Here is an 18,268-nt window from a genome sequence, read left to right as displayed (position 1 = left end):
CCTCCATGACGCCCGCCCCTCGTTACGACACCGGCCTGATGTGGTTCCGCCGCGACCTGCGTGCCCACGACAACGCCGCGCTCTACCACGCGCTGCGCGGCTGCCGGCGCGTCTGGTGTGCGTTCGTGTTCGACACGGCCATCCTGCAGCCGCTGCTCGACCGCGGCCTGCGCGCCGACCGGCGCGTCGAGTTCATCCTGGCGGCGCTGGAGGACCTGGACGCCCAGCTGCACGCGCTGGGCCGCTCGTTCGGCACCGACGGCGTGCGGCTGATCGTGCGCCACGGGATGGCGGCCGACGAGATCCCGCGCCTGGCCGCGCAGCTGGGCGCGCAGGCGGTGTACGCCAACCACGACGACGACCCCTGCGCGCTGGCGCGCGACGCGCGCGTGCTGGGCGCGCTGGCGCATCAGGGCGCGGTGCTGCACACCTTCAAGGATCACGTGATCTTCGAGCGGCGCGAGGTGCTCACCGGCAACGGCCGCCCGTTCACCGTCTTCACACCGTACAGGAACGCGTGGCTGCGCGCGCTCACGCCCTTCCACCTGAAGGCCTACCCGGTGGAGCGCCACGGCGCGGCGCTGGCGCCGGTGCCGGAGGAGCTTGCCCCTGGGTGGCCGACGCTGGCGGACCTGGGCTTTGCCCCCACCAACCTGCGCCAGCTGCCGATGCGCACCGGCTCCAGCGGCGCACGCGCGATGTGGGAGGACTTTCTCACCCGCATCGAGCGCTACCACCAGACGCGCGACTTCCCCGGCGTCAAGGGGCCGAGCTACCTGAGCGCCCACCTGCGCTTCGGCACGCTCAGCATCCGCGAGGTGGCCGCCGCCGCGCACGCGCTGCACGCCCGCGGCCAGGCCGGCGGCAGCGCCTGGCTCAACGAGCTGATCTGGCGCGACTTCTATCACCAGATCCTGGCCAACTTCCCCCATGTGGTCGGCCACGCCTTCAAGCCCGAATATGACCGCATCCGCTGGGAACGCGGCCGCCATGCCGAGGCGCTGTTCGCCGCCTGGTGCGCCGGCCAGACCGGCTTTCCGCTGGTGGATGCGGCGATGCGCCAGCTCAACCAGACCGGCTACATGCACAACCGGCTGCGCATGGTGGTGGCCAGCTTCCTGACCAAGGACCTGGGGCTGGACTGGCGGCGCGGCGAGCAATACTTCGCCGACCACCTGCTCGACTTCGATCTCGCGGCCAACAACGGCGGCTGGCAGTGGGCCGCCTCCAGCGGCTGCGACGCGCAGCCGTACTTTCGCATCTTCAACCCGGTGGCACAGAGCCGCAAGTTCGACCCGCACGGCAAGTTCATCCGCCGCTACGTGCCGGAGCTGGCCGCACTGGACGACCAGACCATCCACGCGCCGTGGGAGGCCAGCCCCGGTGCGCTGGCCGCCGCCGGTGTCACGCTCGGGGTGACCTACCCGCGCCCGATCGTCGATCACGCGGCCGCACGGCAGAAAACGCTGGCGCGCTACGCCGTCGTCAAGGCCGCGGACTGAACGGCGCGGCGCGGGGGTGCCGTCACAGCGGCACCATCTCGAAGTCTTCCTTGCGCGCGCCGCACTCGGGGCAGGTCCAGTTGACCGGCACGTCCTCCCAGCGCGTGCCGGGGGCGATGCCGTGTTCGGGGTCGCCGGCGGCCTCGTCGTAGATCCAGCCGCAGATCAGGCACATCCAGGTCCGGTAGGGGGTCGTCATGGCCGCAGTCGCGCTCGCAGGCGTTGTCGATAGAATGCCGGCGATTGTAGGGCCGTCCATGACCACCTCCCCCGACCCTTCCCCCGCCACGCCGTGCGTGCTGTGCTTCAACGCCAGCGACCCCAGCGGCGCCGGCGGCCTGGGTGCCGACATCACGGCCTTGGTGAGCGCCTCGTGCCACGCGCTGCCGGTGGTCACGGCGGTGTGGGTCGGCGACACGCGCCAGCGCCATCAGCTGCTGACGCTGGAAGCCGACTGGATCGACGAGCAGGCACGCGCGGTGCTGGAGGACGTGCCGGTGCACGCCGTCAAGGTCAGCCTGGCGATGGGCGCGCAGGCCGTCTCGGCCATCGGCTCGATCCTGAGCGACTACGACGAGCTGCCGGTGGTGACCTACGTGCCGGAGCTGGCCGCGCTGGATGACGCTGCGCGCGAGGCGCTGCTGGAGGCCGCCGCCGAGCTGCTGCTGCCGCAGACCGACGTGCTGGTCGGCAACCACCACACGCTGGCGCGCTGGCTGCTGCCGGAGTGGGAGGACGACCGCCCACCGGGCCCGCGCGACATCGCGCGCGCCGCCGCCACCTGCGGCGCCGGCGCCACGCTGCTGACCGGCGTGGCGCAGGGCGAGCGGCTCGACAACCTGCTGGCCACCCCGGAGGTGGTGCTGGCCAGCGTGGCCTACGAACGCATCGACGCCACCTTCGTCGGCGCCGGCGACACGCTGGCCGCCGCGCTGGCGGGGCTGCTGGCGCACGAGGCCGAGCTGCCGGTGGCCGCCAGCCAGGCGCTGGCCTACCTCGACCAGGCGCTGCTGCACGGCTTTCAACCCGGCATGGGCCACGCCATCCCGCAGCGGCTGTTCTGGGCCGACGAGGCGGGCGACGAAGCAGACACCCCCGACGACGACACGAGCGAGCGCTGAGCCGCCATGACCGACCGCAACCAGATCCTGTTCGACCGTGCCAAGACCGTCATCCCCGGCGGCGTCAACTCGCCGGTGCGCGCCTTCCGCGCCGTCGGCGGCACGCCGCGCTTCATCACCCGCGCCGAAGGGCCCTGGTTCTGGGACGCCGAGGGGCGGCGCTACATCGACTACATCGGCTCGTGGGGGCCGATGATCCTCGGCCACGGCCACCCGGAGGTGGTCGAGGCGGTGCAGGCCGCGGTGCGCGACGGGTTTTCGTTCGGCGCGCCGACCGAGCGCGAGATCGAGCTGGCCGAAACGATCATCCGCCTGCTGCCCAGCCTGGAGATGGTGCGCCTGGTCAGCTCCGGCACCGAGGCCGGCATGAGCGCGATCCGCCTCGCGCGCGGCGCCACCGGTCGGCCCAAGATCATCAAGTTCGAGGGCTGCTACCACGGCCATGCCGATGCGCTGCTGGTCAAGGCCGGCTCGGGGCTGGCGACCTTCGGCCACCCCACCAGCGCCGGGGTGCCGCCGGAGGTGGTGCAGCACACGCTGGTGCTCGAATACAACAACGTCGCGCAGCTGGAGGCGGCCTTCGCCGAGCACGGGCCGCAGATCGCCGCGCTGATGATCGAGCCGATCGCCGGCAACATGAACTTCGTGCGCGCCAGCGTGCCGTTCATGCGCCGCTGCCGCGAGCTGTGCACGCAGCACGGCGCGCTGCTGGTGTTCGACGAGGTGATGACCGGCTTTCGCGTCGCGCTGGGCGGCGCGCAAAGCCTCTACGCGCGCCTGATCCCCGGTTTCGAACCGGACATGACGGTGATGGGCAAGGTCATCGGCGGCGGCATGCCGCTGGCGGCCTTCGGCGGCAAGCGCGCGGTGATGGAGCAGCTCGCCCCGCTCGGGCCGGTCTATCAGGCCGGCACGCTGTCGGGCAACCCGGTGGCCACTGCCTGCGGGTTGGCCACGCTGCGCGTCATCCAGCGACCGGGCTTCTTCGAGCAGCTGGCGGCGCGCACGCGCGCGCTGGCCGAGGGCCTCAAGGCCGAGGCCGACCGCGCCGGCGTGCCGTTCAGCGTCGACAGCGAGGGCGGCATGTTCGGCTTCTTCCTGCTGCCCGAGCTGCCGCAGAACTACGCCCAGGTGATGGCCAGCGACGCGCAGCGCTTCAACCGTTTCTTCCACGGGATGCTGGAGCGCGGCGTCTACTTCGCCCCGGCGCTGTACGAGGCCGGCTTCGTCAGCGCGGCGCACGGCGAGGCCGAGATCGAGGCGACGATCGAGGCCGCGCGCGCGGTGCTGCCGACGCTGGCCGCCTGAGCGGTGCGACGGCCGCACGGGCCGCGCGGCGTCACGACAGGCGCGCCAGCAGCGCGCCGCGTGCCGGTTCGCCCAGCGGCACCCACACGCGCAGCGGGTTGCCGGCCGCGACCTCGATCGCGCGCCCCTCGGCGTCCTGCATCGCCGCCAGCGTCACCACGCGGTTGCCGCGCGGGTGGATCACCTCCAGCCGGTCGCCCACGGCGAAGCGGTTCTTGGTCTCCACCTCGGCCCAGCCGTCGGCGCGCACGCCGACCACGTCGCCGACGTACTGGCTGCGCTTCGGCACCGAGTGGCCGCTGGCGTAGTTCTGGTAGTCCTGTGCCGGGCGGCGCACCAGCAGGCCGCTGGTGTAGCCCCGGCTGGCCAGCCCGTCCAGCTCGGCCAGCAGCGCCGGGTCGAACGGCCGGCCCGCCACCGCGTCGTCGATCGCGCGCCGGTACACCTGCGCGGTGCGCGCCACGTAGTACACGCTCTTGGTGCGCCCCTCGATCTTGAGCGAATCGACCCCGATGCGCACCAGATCCTGCACGTATTCCACCGCGCGCAGGTCGCGGCTGTTGAGGATGTAGGTGCCGTGCTCGTCCTCCATCACCGGCATCAGCTCGCCGGGGCGCGAGGCCTCCTCCAGCAGCCAGACGCGGTCCGCCAGCGGATGACGCCGCCCGTCGCCGGTGGTGGCGCGCGCCGTCGCCTGCTCCGCCTCGGCCTGCGCCTGCTCGCGCGCGAAGTCGAAGTCAGCGCCAAGGCGGCCGGCTTCGGCCTCGCCGTCCATCCCCGCCGTGCCAGCGTATCCGGCGCCGCAGCCCGCGGTGCCCAGCGGCTGCACGTCGCCGGCGTCGGTCTCGCCGGCCGCGTGCGTGCGGTAGCCCCAGCGGCAGGCGTTGGTGCAGGTGCCCTGGTTGGGGTCGCGCCGGTTGAAGTAGCCGCTCAGCAGGCAGCGCCCGGAGTACGCGATGCACAGCGCGCCGTGCACGAACACCTCCAGCTCCATGTCCGGGCAGGCGTCGCGGATCTGCGCAATCTCCTCCAGGCTCAGCTCGCGGCTCAGGATGATGCGCGCCACGCCCGCGCGCTGCCAGAACTTCACCGCCGCCCAGTTGGTGGTGTTGGCCTGCACCGACAGGTGGATCGGCACCTCCGGCCAGCGGCCGCGCTCCATCTCCTCGCGCACCAGCATGATCAGACCCGCGTCGGCCATGATCAGCGCATCCGGCCGCAGCGCCACCACCGGCGCCAGGTCGCGCAGGCAGGTGCGCACCTTGTCGTTGTGCGCGATCAGGTTGCTGGTGACGAAGAAGCGCTTGCCGCGCGCGTGCGCCTCGGCGATGCCCTGGGCGATCTGCTCCAGGCGGAATTCGTTGTTGCGCGCGCGCAGCGAGTAGCGCGGCTGGCCGGCGTAGACGGCATCGGCGCCGAAGTCGAACGCGACGCGCAGATGCGCCAGCGAGCCGGCGGGCAGCAGCAGTTCTGGGGCGCGCAGGGTCATGTGTAATGGTAGCGGCAGGCCAGGATCACCAACGCGTCCCCTTCGACCGTGTAGACCAGACGGTGGGTATCGTCGATGCGGCGCGACCACAGACCCGCGAGGTTCTCACGCAGCGGCTCCGGTTTGCCGATACCGCCGAACGGCTCGCGCAGCGCGTCGCGGATCAGCTGGTTGATGCGGCGCAGCGTCTTGCGATCCTGTCCTTGCCACCAGACATAGTCGTCCCACGCAGCCGCCGTCCACAGCAGCCGCTCAGGCATCGGCCAGCCCGTGCTCGCTCACCTCGCCCGCCTGCCACTGCCGGATCGATTCGGCCAAGTGGCGCACGTTGGCCGGCGACTTCAGCAGGTGCACGGTCTCCTGCCAGCGATTGAAAGTCTCCAGCGACATCAGCACCGCGTCCGGCGCATCCCGGCGCGTGATGACGGTGACGTCGGCGTCCTCGACCACCTGGTCGATGACCTGCTTGAGCCGGTTACGGGCATGCGAGAACGCTATCGTGCGCATCGGACTTGTCCTTTCCCGAGAACAAGTATACGCGCCGGGCCGGCATGGAAAAACGGCCCCGCGCGGGGCCGTCCTTCAGGCTGGCGGGCGCACCGCCGCTCAGACCGTCACGTCCTTGGCCGTCTCGACGTACTCGTCGATCTGGTCGAAGTTCATGTAGCGGTAGACCTCACTGGCCTTCTGGTTGATGACGCCCATCTCGGCCATGTACTCCTCCACCGTCGGCAGGCGCCCCAGGCGCGACGCGATCGCCGCCAGCTCCGCCGAGGCCAGGAACACGTTGGTGTTGCGGCCCAGGCGGTTGGGGAAGTTGCGCGTGCTGGTGGAGACGACCGTGGCGCCCTCGCGCACCTGCGCCTGGTTGCCCATGCACAGGCTGCAGCCGGGCATCTCGGTGCGCGCCCCGGCGGTGCCGAAGGTGGCGTAGTAGCCTTCCTTGATGAGCTCGTTCTGGTCCATCTTGGTCGGCGGCGCCACCCACAGCCGCACCGGGATGTCACGCTGGCCGTGCAGCAGCTTGGCCGCGGCGCGGAAGTGGCCGATGTTGGTCATGCACGAGCCGATGAAGGCCTCGTCGATCTTGGTGCCGGCCACCTCCGACAGCGGGCGCGCGTCGTCCGGGTCGTTGGGGCAGCACAGGATCGGCTCCTTGATCTCGTCGAGGTCGATCTCGATCACCGCGGCGTACTCGGCGTCCGGGTCGGCCTCCAGCAGCTGCGGGTTCTCCAGCCATTTCTCCATCGCCTTGATGCGCCGCGCCAGCGTGCGCGCATCCTGGTAGCCGTTGGCGATCATCCACTTCAGCAGCACGATGTTGCTCTGCAGGTACTCGATGATCGGTTCCTTGTTGAGCTTGATCGTGCAGCCGGCGGCCGAGCGCTCGGCCGAGGCGTCCGACAGTTCGAACGCCTGCTCCACCTTCAGGTCGGGCAGGCCCTCGATCTCGAGGATGCGGCCGGAGAAGATGTTCTTCTTGCCCTTCTTCTCCACCGTCAGCAGGCCCTGCTTGATGGCGTAGTAGGGAATGGCGTGCACCAGGTCACGCAGCGTGATGCCGGGCTGCATCCGGCCCTTGAAGCGCACCAGCACGCTCTCGGGCATGTCCAGCGGCATGACGCCGGTGGCGGCGGCGAACGCCACCAGCCCGGAGCCGGCCGGGAAGCTGATGCCGATCGGGAAGCGCGTGTGGCTGTCGCCGCCGGTGCCGACCGTATCGGGCAGCAGCATGCGGTTGAGCCACGAGTGGATGACGCCATCGCCCGGGCGCAGGCTGACGCCGCCGCGGCTGCTGATGAAGACCGGCAGCTCGCGGTGCATCTTGACGTCCACCGGCTTCGGATAGGCCGCGGTGTGGCAGAACGACTGCATCACCAGGTCGGCCGAGAAGCCCAGGCAGGCCAGGTCCTTGAGCTCGTCGCGCGTCATCGGGCCGGTGGTGTCCTGGCTGCCGACGGTGGTCATCTTCGGCTCGCAGTAGGTGCCGGGGCGGATGCCCTTGCCCTCCGGCAGGCCGCAGGCGCGACCGACGATCTTCTGCGCCAGCGTGTAGCCCTTGCCGCTGTCCACCGGCGCCTTGGGCAGGCGGAACACCGTGGAGGGCGGCAGGCCCAGGAACTCGCGCGCCTTGGCGGTGAGCCCCCGACCGATGATCAGGTTGATGCGGCCGCCGGCGCGCACCTCGTCCAGCAGCACCTCGCTCTTGAGCTGGAAGGTGGCGATGACCTCGCCGTTCTTCTCGATCCTGCCGTCGTAGGGGTAGATGTCGATGACGTCGCCGAACTCGATCCTGCTGACGTCCACCTCGATCGGCAGCGAGCCCGAGTCTTCCTGGGTGTTGAAAAAGATCGGCGCGATCTTGCCGCCCAGCGTGACGCCGCCGTAGCGCTTGTTGGGCACGTACGGGATGTCGTGGCCGGTCCACCAGATGACGCTGTTGGTGGCCGACTTGCGACTGGAGCCGGTGCCGACCACGTCACCGACGTAGGCGACCAGGTGGCCCTTCTCCTTGAGCTTCTGCAGCACGCTGATCGGGCCGCGCTTGCCGTCCTCGTCCGGCTCGAACGGCGCATCCGGGCGCTTGTTCTTCAGCATCGCCAGCGCGTGCAGCGGGATGTCCGGGCGGCTCCAGGCGTCCGGCGCGGGCGACAGATCGTCGGTGTTGGTCTCGCCGGGCACCTTGAAGGCGGTGACGGTGATCTTCTCCGGCACCTCCGGGCGCGACAGGAACCACTCCGCCTCGGCCCAGCTCTGCATCACCGCGCGCGCGTGCGCGTTGCCGGCCTGCACCTTCTCGGCCACGTCGTGGAAGGCGTCGAACATCAGCAGCGTCTTCTTCAGCCCCTCGGCCGCCACCGGCGCCACCTCGGCGTCGTCGAGCAGGTCGATCAGCGGCTTGACGTTGTAGCCGCCCACCATGGTGCCGAGCAGCTCGGTGGCCTTGGCGCGGCTGATCAGGCCGACCTGGAGGTCGCCGTGCGCCACGGCGGCCAGGAAGGAGGCCTTGACCTTGGCCGCGTCGTCCACCCCCGGCGGCACGCGGTGCGTCAGCAGCTCCAGCAGGAACTGCGGATCCTCGCCCACGGGCGGGTTCTTGATAAGCTCGATCAGCTCGGCGGTCTGCTGCGCGTTCAGCGGCAGCGGCGGGATGCCCAGCGCGGCGCGCTCGGCCACGTGCTCTCGGTAGGCTTGCAGCATGGTGTGTGCTCCAGTCTTGTGCAAGGAGGGTTCGGTTCAGGAAAAGTGGCCGCGCACCGGCTCGGGCAGCGCCACCCCGGTGGCGTGCGCGCGCTCCAGCACCTGCCAAAAGTAACGGTAGGAGGCCCGGTCGTGCAAATGACCCTGATGGGCGATGGGGGCCCAGCCGGCCGCCTGCGCCGCCGCGATGATGGCCGCGGCCTGCTCGACCTGCGCCGCATCGGGGCGCAGCGCCTGCAGGATCGGCTCGATCTGGTCGGGGTGGATGCTCCACATGCGCGTGTAGCCGAACTCGCGCGCGGCGCGCGCCGCGGCCTGGCGCACCGCGTCGCGGTCGCGGAATTCGGTGACCACGCAGTGCGACGGCACCTTGCCGTGCGCGTGTGCGGCGCTGGCGATCTCCAGCTTGGCGCGCCGCACCAGCGGGTGCTCGAACTGCCCCTGCACGGTCATCGCGCTGGCGGGGATCGCCCCGCCGTGCGCGGAGACGAAGTCCATCAGCCCGAAGCTCAGCGACGCCACGCGCGGATGCGCGGCGATGTCGAACGCGCGGTGCACCGCCGCCGGCGATTCGATCAGCGCGTGCAGCGGCAGCGCCGGCGCGCCGGCCGCATCGACCGCCGCCGCGGCGCGCTCGACGTCGGCCACCGACTCGACCTTGGGGATCATCACGTGCGTCAGGCGCGCGCCGACCGCACCGACGATGGTGGCCACGTCGGCCTCGAACGCCGGGTGGTCCACCGGGTGCACGCGCACGCCCACGCGCGGGCGCACCGGGGCGGCCCCGTCCAGCCCGCGCACCAGCTCCACGATCAGTGCCGCATGTTCGGCCTCGCCGCCGACCGGGGCGCCGTCCTCGCAGTCCAGCGTGACGTCGAACAGGCACACGCCGTGGCGCGCGGCGAGTTCGGCCTGCAGCGCCAGGCTCTTGCGCATGCGCGCCTCCACGCCCGCGTAGTGGTCGCACACCGGCAGGGCCGCGGCAGCGGCCTGCGGCCCCAGCAGCACCTCACGGGGATGGCGCGCGGCGGTGGCGGTCATGACGCGGGGCGGCGCGGCGCGCTCACAGCAGGTGCGCCACCGCGGCGCGCTCTTCTTCCAGCTCGGCCAGCGTCTTGTTCAGGCACTGCTGGCTGAACTCGTCGATCGGCAGGCCCTCGACCACCGTGTACTCACCGCCCGCGCAGGTGACCGGGAAGCCGAACATGACGTCCTGCGGGATGCCGTACCAGCCCTGCGACGGCACGCCCATCGTCACCCAGCGGCCGTTGGTGCCCAGCGCCCAGTCGCGCATGTGGTCGATGGCGGCGTTGGCCGCCGATGCCGCCGACGACAGGCCGCGCGCCTCGATGATGGCCGCGCCGCGCTTGCCGACGGTGGGCAGGAAGACGTTGCGGTTCCAGTCCTCGTCGTTGATCATCGCCTTGACCGACTGGCCCTCGATGGTGGCGAAGCGGTAGTCGGCGTACATGGTCGGCGAGTGGTTGCCCCACACGCACAGCTTCTCGATCGATGAGACCGGCTTGCCGGTCTTGGCGGCGATCTGCGACAGCGCGCGGTTGTGGTCCAGGCGCAGCATCGCGGTGAAGTTCTTCGCCGGCAGATCGGGCGCGGACTTCATCGCGATGTAGGCGTTGGTGTTGGCCGGGTTGCCCACCACCAGCACCTTGACATTGCGGCTGGCCACCTCGTTGAGCGCGCGGCCCTGCGCGGTGAAGATCTGCGCGTTGGCCGACAGCAGGTCCTTGCGCTCCATGCCGGGGCCGCGCGGGCGCGCGCCGACCAGCAGCGCGTAGTCGGTGTCGCGGAAGGCCGTCTTCGGGTCGCTGTGCGCCTCCATGCCCGCCAGCAGCGGGAAGGCGCAGTCCTCCAGCTCCATCATCACGCCCTTGAGCGCCTTCTGCGCCTTCTCGTCGGGAATCTCCAGCAGCTGCAGGATCACCGGCTGGTCCTTGCCCAGCATCTCGCCGGAGGCGATGCGGAACAGCAGCGCGTAACCGATCTGGCCGGCAGCGCCGGTGACGGCGACGCGGACGGGCTTCTTGTTCATGAGGGTTTTCTCCAGTGGACAGAGGGGAAAAGCGGACGTGTACCCGGAGTGTACCCGCTGCGCCACCCCGGCGTCAATTTGTCTTATGTCTTATATAAGATATGATTGCGCGTGACGCAACGCACGCCGCGCCGATCGCGCGGCCCCGTCCACGACAGCGATGAAGAGCGACTCGACCCTCGCGCGGCGCCCGGCGGGCGCCCTCGGCGACGCCGGCAGCGGCGCCGCCGGCGCGGGCGCGCCGGCCTTCAGCCCGCTGTACCAGCAGATCAAGGCGCTGCTGCTGCAGAGCCTGCAGCAGGGCGAGTGGAAGCCGGGCGACGCCATCCCGAGCGAGCAGGAGCTGGCCGCGCGCTTCCGCGTCAGCCAGGGCACGGTGCGCAAGGCCATCGACGAGCTGGCCGCCGACAACCTGCTGGTGCGCCGCCAGGGCAAGGGCACCTTCGTGGCCACGCACGCCGAGCAGCAGGTGCAGTACCGCTTCCTGCGCCTGCACCCGGACCACGGCGACCGCGACCAGGAGGGGCCGGCCACGCGCGAGATCCTGGGCTGCCGGCGCATGCGCGCCAGCGCGGAGGTGGCCGCGGCGCTGCAGCTGCGCCCCGGCGACGCGGTGGTGCAGGTCAGCCGCGTGCTCAGCTTCCAGGGCGTGCCCACGATCCTGGAGGATCTCTGGCTGCCCGGCGGCCCGTTCCGCGGCCTGACGCTGGAGACGCTGACCACCCACCCCGGCCCGATGTACGCGCTGTTCGAGAGCCAGTTCGGCGTGCGCATGGTGCGCGCCGAGGAGCGCCTGAAGGCGGTGGCCGCCGGCGACGCGGCCGCGCGGCGGCTGCAGGTCGCCCCCGGCACGCCGCTGCTGAGCGTGGAGCGGCTGGCCTACACCTACAACGGCGTGCCGATGGAGCTGCGCCGCGGCCTGTACCGCACCGATCGCCACCACTACCGCAACGAGCTCGGATGAGGGAGGCAGAGCGCGATGCTGCGTTGCAATAGAATCCGAAAGTTTCCCGTCAGTGACCTCAACGACGATGGCGGCCCCCGCGTCGCGCGCTGACGGCGGCGACGGCGGCCCACCCCCCAGGAGAAGCCCATGACACCCATGCGACCTGCGCGGCCCGAGTTTCGCAACATCAACGCCTTCAAGGACCTGACCACCTACCGCCTGCCGGCCGCCGGGTGGGTGTCGATCCTGCACCGCGTCAGCGGCGGCCTGATGTTCCTGCTGCTGCCGCTGGTCGTCTGGATGATGGACGCCTCGCTGTCGTCGGAACTGTCGTACGCCGGCTTCACCTCGGCTTTCGACGCGGGCATCGGTTTCGTACCCGGTTGGTTCCTGAAGCTGGTGACGCTGGCCCTGATCTGGGCCTACCTGCACCATTTCTGCGCCGGCGTGCGTCACCTCTACATGGACGCCACGCACAAGGTCGACAAGGCGTTCGGCCGCTCCTCGGCGATCGCCACGCTCACCATCAGCCTGGCGCTGACGGTGCTGCTGGGCACCAAGCTGTTCGGCCTGTACTGATCCACCCCGACGGAGGTTTCCCATCATGGCGGTCAACTATGGCTCCAAGCGCGTCGTCACCGGCGCGCACTACGGTCTGCGCGACTGGCTGGTGCAGCGCTTCACCGCGGTGCTGATGGCGCTGTTCACGCTGGTGCTGCTGGCGCAGGTGCTGCTGCACGCCGGCCCGCTCGGCTACGAGGGCTGGGCCGGCATCTTCGCCGCGCCGTGGATGAAGTTCCTCACCTTCGGCGTGGTGGTCGCGCTGGCCTGGCACGCGTGGGTCGGCGTGCGCGACATCTGGATGGACTACATCAAGCCCGTGGGCCTGCGCCTGGCCCTGCATGTCTTCACCCTCGTCTGGCTGGTCGGTTGCACGGGCTGGGCGTTTCAAGTGCTCTGGAGGCTGTGAGCCATGACCGTCGTCACCTCGAATCTTCCCCGCCGCCGCTTCGACGTCGTCATCGTCGGCGCCGGCGGCTCCGGCATGCGCGCCTCGCTGCAGCTGGCGCGCGCCGGCCTCAACGTCGCCGTGCTGTCCAAGGTCTTCCCCACCCGCTCGCACACCGTGGCCGCGCAGGGCGGCATCGGCGCGTCGCTGGGCAACATGTCCGAGGACAACTGGCACTACCACTTCTACGACACCGTCAAGGGCTCGGACTGGCTCGGTGACCAGGACGCCATCGAATTCATGTGCCGCGAGGCGCCCAAGGTCGTCTACGAGCTGGAGCACATGGGCATGCCGTTCGACCGCAACCCGGACGGCACCATCTACCAGCGCCCGTTCGGCGGCCACACCGCCAACTACGGCGAGAAGCCCGTGCAGCGCGCCTGCGCCGCCGCCGACCGCACCGGCCACGCGATGCTGCACACGCTGTACCAGCAGAACGTCGCCGCGCGCACCACGTTCTTCGTCGAGTGGATGGCGCTGGACCTGATCCGCGACGCCGACGGCGACGTGCTGGGCGTGACCGCGCTGGAGATGGAGACCGGCGACGTCTACATCCTGGAAGCCAAGGCCACGCTGCTGGCCACCGGCGGCGCCGGGCGCATCTACGCCGCCAGCACCAACGCCTTCATCAACACCGGCGACGGGCTGGGCATGGCCGCGCGTGCCGGCATCCCGCTGCAGGACATGGAGTTCTGGCAGTTCCACCCGACCGGCGTGGCCGGCGCGGGCGTGCTGCTGACCGAGGGCTGCCGCGGCGAGGGCGCCATCCTGCTCAACAGCAACGGCGAACGCTTCATGGAGCGCTACGCGCCGACGCTGAAGGATCTGGCGCCGCGCGACTTCGTCAGCCGCTGCATGGATCAGGAGATCAAGGAAGGCCGCGGCTGCGGGCCGAACAAGGATTACATCCTGCTCAAGCTCGACCACCTCGGCCCCGAGACGATCCACAAGCGCCTGCCCTCGGTGTACGAGATCGGCATCAACTTCGCCAACGTCGACATCACCAAGGAGCCGATCCCGGTGGTGCCGACCATCCACTACCAGATGGGCGGCATCCCGACCAACATCAACGGCCAGGTGGTCGTGCCGGACGGCCAGGGCGGCCAGAAGGTGGTGAACGGCCTGTACGCGGTCGGCGAGTGCTCGTGCGTGTCGGTGCACGGCGCCAACCGCCTCGGCACCAACTCGCTGCTGGACCTGCTGGTGTTCGGCCGCGCGGCCGGCAACCACATCGTGGCCAACCTCGACCGCGGCCGCGAGCACAAGCCGCTGCCGAAGGACGCCGCCGACCGCACGTTGGCGCGGCTGGCGCGGCTGGAGAGCTGCCGTGACGGCGAGTACGCGCAGGCCGTGGCCAACGACATCCGTCAGACCATGCAGCAGCACGCGGGGGTCTTCCGCACGCAGGCCAGCATGGACGAGGGCGTGCGCAAGATCAACGCCATCCGCGAACGCGTGGCGCACATCGGCCTGAAGGACACCTCCAAGGTGTTCAACACCGCGCGCATCGAGGCGCTGGAGGTCGAGAACCTGATCGAAGTGGCGCAGGCCACGATGACTTCGGCGGCGGCGCGCAAGGAGTGCCGCGGCGCACACACCGTCAAGGACTACGAGCGCCCGGCCGACGACCCCGAGTGCCCGCTGGGCCGCAACGACAAGGAGTGGCTCAAGCACACCCTGTGGTACAGCGACGGCAACCGGCTCGAGTACAAGCCGGTCAACCTCAAGCCGCTGACCGTCGAGTCGATCCCGCCCAAGGTGCGCACGTTCTGACCGGGGCGCGTCCCGTCACGCCGGAGGTAACCGACCATGGCCAAACGCACGTTCAAGATCTACCGCTACGACCCGGACAAGGACGCCAAGCCCTACATGCAGACGCTGGAGGTGGAGTTGACCACCGAGCGCATGCTGCTGGACGCCCTGGTCAAGCTCAAGGAAATCGACCCGACGCTGTCGTACCGCCGCTCCTGCCGCGAGGGGGTGTGTGGCTCCGACGCGATGAACATCAACGGCAAGAATGGTCTGGCGTGCCTGACCAACCTGCGCACGCTGCCCGACACCATCGTGCTCAAGCCACTGCCGGGGCTGCCCGTCATCCGCGACCTGATCGTGGACATGACGCTGTTCTTCAAGCAGTACCACTCGATCAAGCCGTACCTGATCAACGACACGCCGCCGCCGGAGAAGGAGCGCCTGCAGTCGCCCGAGGAGCGCGAGGAGCTCAACGGCCTGTACGAATGCATCCTGTGCGCCAGCTGCTCCACCAGCTGCCCGAGCTTCTGGTGGAACCCGGACAAGTTCGTCGGCCCGGCCGGCCTGCTGCAGGCCTACCGCTTCATCGCCGACAGCCGCGACCAGGCCACCGCCGAGCGGCTGGACAACCTCGAGGACCCGTACCGTCTGTTCCGCTGCCACACGATCATGAACTGCGTGGACGTGTGTCCGAAGAGCCTCAACCCGACCAAGGCCATCGGCAAGATCAAGGAGCTGATGGTGCGCCGCGCGGTCTGACCGCGCGCCCCCGCCGCCGGCCATGGACGAGCACGCCCCGCTGGATCCGCGCGAGATCGGCCGCCTGCGCTGGCGCTGCCGCCGTGGCCTGCTCGAGAACGACCTGTTCATCGAGCGCTTCTTCGCCCGCCACGGCCACACCCTGACGGCGCGGCAGGCGCGCGGGCTGGCCGCGCTGATGGACCTGGCCGACAACGACCTGCTGGACCTGCTGCTGCGCCGGCGCGAGCCCGAGGGGGCGCTGGCCACCCCCGAAGTGCTGGAGGTGCTGGCGCTGCTGCGCACGCCCGGCCCGATTCCCGCAACGTCCCCCGCATCCCCGACGAAGGACTCCCCATGAAACTGCAAGCCCACAAGGCCACCCTGTCGTTCTCCAACGGCGCCCCGAGCGTGGAGCTGCCGATCTACTCCGGCACCATGGGGCCGGACGTGATCGACATCCGCAAGCTCTACGCCCAGACCGGCATGTTCACCTACGACCCGGGATTCCTGTCCACGGCGTCGTGCCAGTCGGCCATCACCTACATCGATGGCGACAAGGGTGAGCTGCTCTACCGCGGCTACCCGATCGAGCAGCTGGCCACGCAGTGCGACTACATGGAGACCTGCTACCTGCTGCTGTACGGCGAGCTGCCCAACGCGCAGCAGAAGGCCGAGTTCACGCGCCGCGTCACGCTGCACACGATGGTGCACGAGCAGATGCAGTTCTTCCTGCGCGGCTTCCGGCGCGACGCGCACCCGATGGCGGTGCTGACCGGGCTGGTGGGCGCGATGTCGGCCTTCTATCACGACAGCACCGACATCAACAACCCCGAGCACCGCGAGGTGGCGGCCATCCGCCTGATCGCCAAGATGCCGACGCTGGTGGCGATGGCCTACAAGTACGGCATCGGCCAGCCCTACATCTACCCGCGCAACGACCTCAGCTACGCCGGCAACTTCCTGCGCATGATGTTCGCCACGCCGTGCGAGGACTACCGCGTCAACCCGGTGCTGGAGCGCGCGATGGACCGCATCTTCATCCTGCACGCGGACCACGAGCAGAACGCCTCCACCTCCACCGTGCGGCTGTGCGGCAGCTCCGGCACCAACCCGTTTGCGGCGATCGCCGCCGGCGTGGCCTGCCTGTGGGGCCCGGCGCACGGCGGCGCCAACGAGGCCTGCCTGAACATGCTGGAGGAGATCCAGGCCATGGGCGGCGTGGCCAAGATCGGCGAATTCATCGCCAAGGTCAAGGACAAGTCCTCCGGCGTGCGCCTGATGGGCTTCGGCCACCGCGTCTACAAGAACTACGACCCGCGCGCCAAGCTGATGCAGGAGACCTGCCACGAGGTGCTGGGCGAGCTCGGGCTGGAGAACGATCCGCTGTTCGCGCTGGCGCGCAAGCTGGAGCAGATCGCGCTGGAGGACGACTACTTCGTGCAGCGCAAGCTCTACCCGAACGTCGACTTCTACTCCGGCATCGTGCAGCGCGCCATCGGCATCCCCACCAGCCTGTTCACCGGCATCTTCGCGCTGGCGCGCACGGTGGGCTGGATCGCGCAGCTCAACGAGATGCTGGCCGACCCCGAGTACAAGATCGGTCGTCCGCGCCAGCTCTTCACCGGCGCGGCGCGGCGCGACGTCAAGCCGATCGAGCAGCGCTGAGCGGCGCGGCGGTGCGGCCCGCGCCGCACCGCCCGCCCCCTGTTTGCGCACGGCCGACTACAATGTCTGGCCGTTTTTTCCGTCCGCCGCTTTTCCCGTCGCCCATGGGCCGCACGCTGTACGACAAGATCTGGGACGAGCACGTCGTCCACACCGAGGAGGACGGCACCGCCATCCTCTACATCGACCGCCACCTGGTGCACGAGGTCACCAGTCCGCAGGCGTTCGAGGGGCTGCGCCTCGCCGGGCGCAAGCCGTGGCGCGTGTCCTCGATCGTGGCCACGGCTGACCACAACACCCCCACCACCGGCTGGGAGCTCGGCTACGACGGCATCGCCGACCCGATCAGCAAGGAGCAGATCGTCACGCTGGACGCCAACATCCGCGAATTCGGCGCCGCGGCGTACTTTCCGTTCCTGAGCAGGCGCCAGGGCATCGTGCACGTCATCGGGCCGGAGAACGGCGCCACGCTGCCGGGCATGACGGTGGTCTGCGGCGACAGCCACACCAGCACCCACGGGGCGTTCGGCGCGCTGGCGCATGGCATCGGCACCAGCGAGGTCGAGCACGTGCTGGCCACGCAGACGCTGCTGGCCAAGAAGGCGCGCAACATGCTGATCCGCGTCGAAGGCGAGCTGCCGCGCGGCTGCTCGGCCAAGGACATCGTGCTGGCCATCATCGGCAGGATCGGCACCGCCGGCGGCACCGGCTACACGATCGAGTTCGCCGGCAGTGCCATCCGCGCGCTCAGCATGGAAGGCCGCATGACGGTGTGCAACATGGCCATCGAGGCCGGGGCGCGCGCCGGCCTGGTGGCGCCGGACGACAAGACGTTCGCGTACGTGCGCGGCCGCCCGCTGGCGCCGCAGGGCGCGGAGTGGGAGGTGGCGCTGGCGCACTGGCGCACGCTGCACTCCGACCCCGACGCGCACTGGGACGCCGTGGTGGAGCTGGACGCCAGTCAGATCGAGCCGCAGGTGACCTGGGGCACCTCGCCCGAGATGGTGGTGCCGGTCAGCGCCCGCGTGCCCGATCCGGAGCGCGAGAAGGATCCGGTCAAGCGCGCCGCGATGGAGCGCGCGCTGCAGTACATGGCGCTGGAGCCCGGCAAGCCGATCACCGACATCACGGTCGACAAGGTCTTCATCGGCTCCTGCACCAACAGCCGGCTGGAGGACCTGCGCGAGGCCGCGGCGGTGGTGCGCCGGCTCGGCCAACGGGTGGCGCGCAACGTGCGCCAGGCCCTGGTGGTGCCCGGCTCCGGCCAGGTCAAGGCCGCGGCCGAGGCCGAGGGACTGCACGAGATCTTTCTCGCCGCCGGCTTCGAGTGGCGCGAGCCGGGCTGCTCGATGTGCCTGGCGATGAACGCCGACCGCCTCGAACCGGGCGAGCGTTGCGCCTCCACCAGCAACCGCAATTTCGAGGGCCGCCAGGGTGCCGGCGGGCGTACCCACCTGGTCAGCCCGGCGATGGCCGCCGCCGCC

18 protein-coding genes are annotated in these 18,268 nt (G+C 70.2%); 11 read left to right on the top strand and 7 right to left on the bottom strand.

The annotated features are described in order from the left end of the window. Nucleotides 1-5 precede the first annotated feature (5 nt). The gene (locus tag Tsedi_RS11370) at nt 6-1,502 is read left to right on the top strand and encodes a cryptochrome/photolyase family protein (protein ID WP_143896704.1); all 1,497 of its coding nucleotides are present in this window, start codon (nt 6-8) and stop codon (nt 1,500-1,502) included. A gap of 22 nt (nt 1,503-1,524) precedes the next feature. Here the strand turns inward: Tsedi_RS11370 and Tsedi_RS11365 are convergent, their stop codons facing one another. Further along, entirely contained in the window at nt 1,525-1,701 is a 177-nt protein-coding gene (locus Tsedi_RS11365; RefSeq protein ID WP_143890975.1) for a rubredoxin, read from the bottom strand. Between the two features lie 58 nt (nt 1,702-1,759). On the opposite strand from Tsedi_RS11365, the gene Tsedi_RS11360 reads away from it, so the two are divergent. Together Tsedi_RS11360 and hemL are read left to right on the top strand one after the other, a co-directional pair. After that, nucleotides 1,760-2,623, top strand: coding sequence for a bifunctional hydroxymethylpyrimidine kinase/phosphomethylpyrimidine kinase (locus Tsedi_RS11360; protein ID WP_246099265.1), 864 nt, complete (start codon nt 1,760-1,762; stop codon nt 2,621-2,623). 6 nt (nt 2,624-2,629) lie between these two features. Next, the gene (gene hemL, locus Tsedi_RS11355) at nt 2,630-3,931 is read left to right on the top strand and encodes a glutamate-1-semialdehyde 2,1-aminomutase (protein ID WP_143896700.1); all 1,302 of its coding nucleotides are present in this window, start codon (nt 2,630-2,632) and stop codon (nt 3,929-3,931) included. 31 nt (nt 3,932-3,962) lie between these two features. Here hemL and trhP read toward each other — a convergent pair whose 3' ends face one another. The 6 genes from trhP to Tsedi_RS11325 all read right to left on the bottom strand — a co-directional run bounded on the left by trhP (nt 3,963) and on the right by Tsedi_RS11325 (nt 10,671). Continuing rightward, nucleotides 3,963-5,420, bottom strand: a complete 1,458-nt coding sequence (trhP, locus tag Tsedi_RS11350) for a prephenate-dependent tRNA uridine(34) hydroxylase TrhP (RefSeq protein WP_143896698.1) — start codon at nt 5,418-5,420, stop codon at nt 3,963-3,965. Continuing rightward, on the bottom strand, nt 5,417-5,680 hold the full coding sequence (locus tag Tsedi_RS11345) for a Txe/YoeB family addiction module toxin (RefSeq protein ID WP_143896696.1): 264 nt from the start codon (nt 5,678-5,680) through the stop codon (nt 5,417-5,419). The genes trhP and Tsedi_RS11345 overlap by 4 nt, the downstream gene beginning before the upstream one ends. Continuing rightward, complete coding sequence (locus tag Tsedi_RS11340) at nt 5,673-5,927, bottom strand: type II toxin-antitoxin system Phd/YefM family antitoxin (RefSeq protein WP_143896694.1); 255 nt, start codon at nt 5,925-5,927, stop codon at nt 5,673-5,675. Before Tsedi_RS11340 ends, Tsedi_RS11345 begins: the two co-directional genes overlap by 8 nt. Nucleotides 5,928-6,026: 99 nt before the next feature. Further along, the gene (gene acnB / locus Tsedi_RS11335; RefSeq protein WP_143896692.1) at nt 6,027-8,621 is read right to left on the bottom strand and encodes a bifunctional aconitate hydratase 2/2-methylisocitrate dehydratase; all 2,595 of its coding nucleotides are present in this window, start codon (nt 8,619-8,621) and stop codon (nt 6,027-6,029) included. Nucleotides 8,622-8,657: 36 nt separating this feature from the next. Continuing rightward, on the bottom strand, nt 8,658-9,662 hold the full coding sequence (locus Tsedi_RS11330) for an HpcH/HpaI aldolase/citrate lyase family protein (RefSeq protein WP_143896690.1): 1,005 nt from the start codon (nt 9,660-9,662) through the stop codon (nt 8,658-8,660). Nucleotides 9,663-9,684: 22 nt separating this feature from the next. Then, entirely contained in the window at nt 9,685-10,671 is a 987-nt protein-coding gene (locus Tsedi_RS11325; RefSeq protein WP_143896688.1) for a malate dehydrogenase, read from the bottom strand. A 160-nt stretch (nt 10,672-10,831) separates the two neighbouring features. Here Tsedi_RS11325 and Tsedi_RS11320 point away from each other — a divergent pair, with 160 nt between their 5' ends. The 8 genes from Tsedi_RS11320 to leuC all read left to right on the top strand — a co-directional run. After that, the gene (locus Tsedi_RS11320) at nt 10,832-11,635 is read left to right on the top strand and encodes a GntR family transcriptional regulator (RefSeq protein ID WP_143896686.1); all 804 of its coding nucleotides are present in this window, start codon (nt 10,832-10,834) and stop codon (nt 11,633-11,635) included. A 129-nt stretch (nt 11,636-11,764) separates the two neighbouring features. Continuing rightward, nucleotides 11,765-12,196, top strand: a complete 432-nt coding sequence (gene sdhC, locus Tsedi_RS11315; protein ID WP_143896684.1) for a succinate dehydrogenase, cytochrome b556 subunit — start codon at nt 11,765-11,767, stop codon at nt 12,194-12,196. A gap of 25 nt (nt 12,197-12,221) precedes the next feature. Next, nucleotides 12,222-12,587 carry a succinate dehydrogenase, hydrophobic membrane anchor protein gene (gene sdhD / locus Tsedi_RS11310; protein WP_143896682.1) on the top strand — a complete coding sequence of 122 codons (366 nt, stop codon included), beginning with the start codon at nt 12,222-12,224 and terminating at the stop codon, nt 12,585-12,587. 3 nt (nt 12,588-12,590) lie between these two features. Next, entirely contained in the window at nt 12,591-14,399 is a 1,809-nt protein-coding gene (gene sdhA / locus Tsedi_RS11305; RefSeq protein WP_143896680.1) for a succinate dehydrogenase flavoprotein subunit, read from the top strand. A 36-nt stretch (nt 14,400-14,435) separates the two neighbouring features. Continuing rightward, complete coding sequence (locus tag Tsedi_RS11300; RefSeq protein WP_143896678.1) at nt 14,436-15,137, top strand: succinate dehydrogenase iron-sulfur subunit; 702 nt, start codon at nt 14,436-14,438, stop codon at nt 15,135-15,137. Nucleotides 15,138-15,159: 22 nt separating this feature from the next. Further along, nucleotides 15,160-15,477, top strand: a complete 318-nt coding sequence (locus Tsedi_RS11295; protein WP_143896676.1) for an FAD assembly factor SdhE — start codon at nt 15,160-15,162, stop codon at nt 15,475-15,477. Then, nucleotides 15,474-16,784: a citrate synthase gene (gene gltA, locus Tsedi_RS11290; RefSeq protein ID WP_143896674.1), complete on the top strand. Its 1,311-nt coding sequence runs from the start codon at nt 15,474-15,476 to the stop codon at nt 16,782-16,784. Before Tsedi_RS11295 ends, gltA begins: the two co-directional genes overlap by 4 nt. Nucleotides 16,785-16,888: 104 nt before the next feature. Continuing rightward, nucleotides 16,889-18,268 (top strand): 3-isopropylmalate dehydratase large subunit (leuC, locus tag Tsedi_RS11285; RefSeq protein ID WP_143896673.1); only part of this gene is annotated, 1,380 nt, incomplete at its 3' end.

Source organism: Tepidimonas sediminis (assembly GCF_007556605.1).
Lineage (GTDB): Bacteria > Pseudomonadota > Gammaproteobacteria > Burkholderiales > Burkholderiaceae_C > Tepidimonas > Tepidimonas sediminis.
Note: the sequence above shows the minus strand (reverse complement) of the source record. Positions and strands in the feature narration are given on the sequence as shown.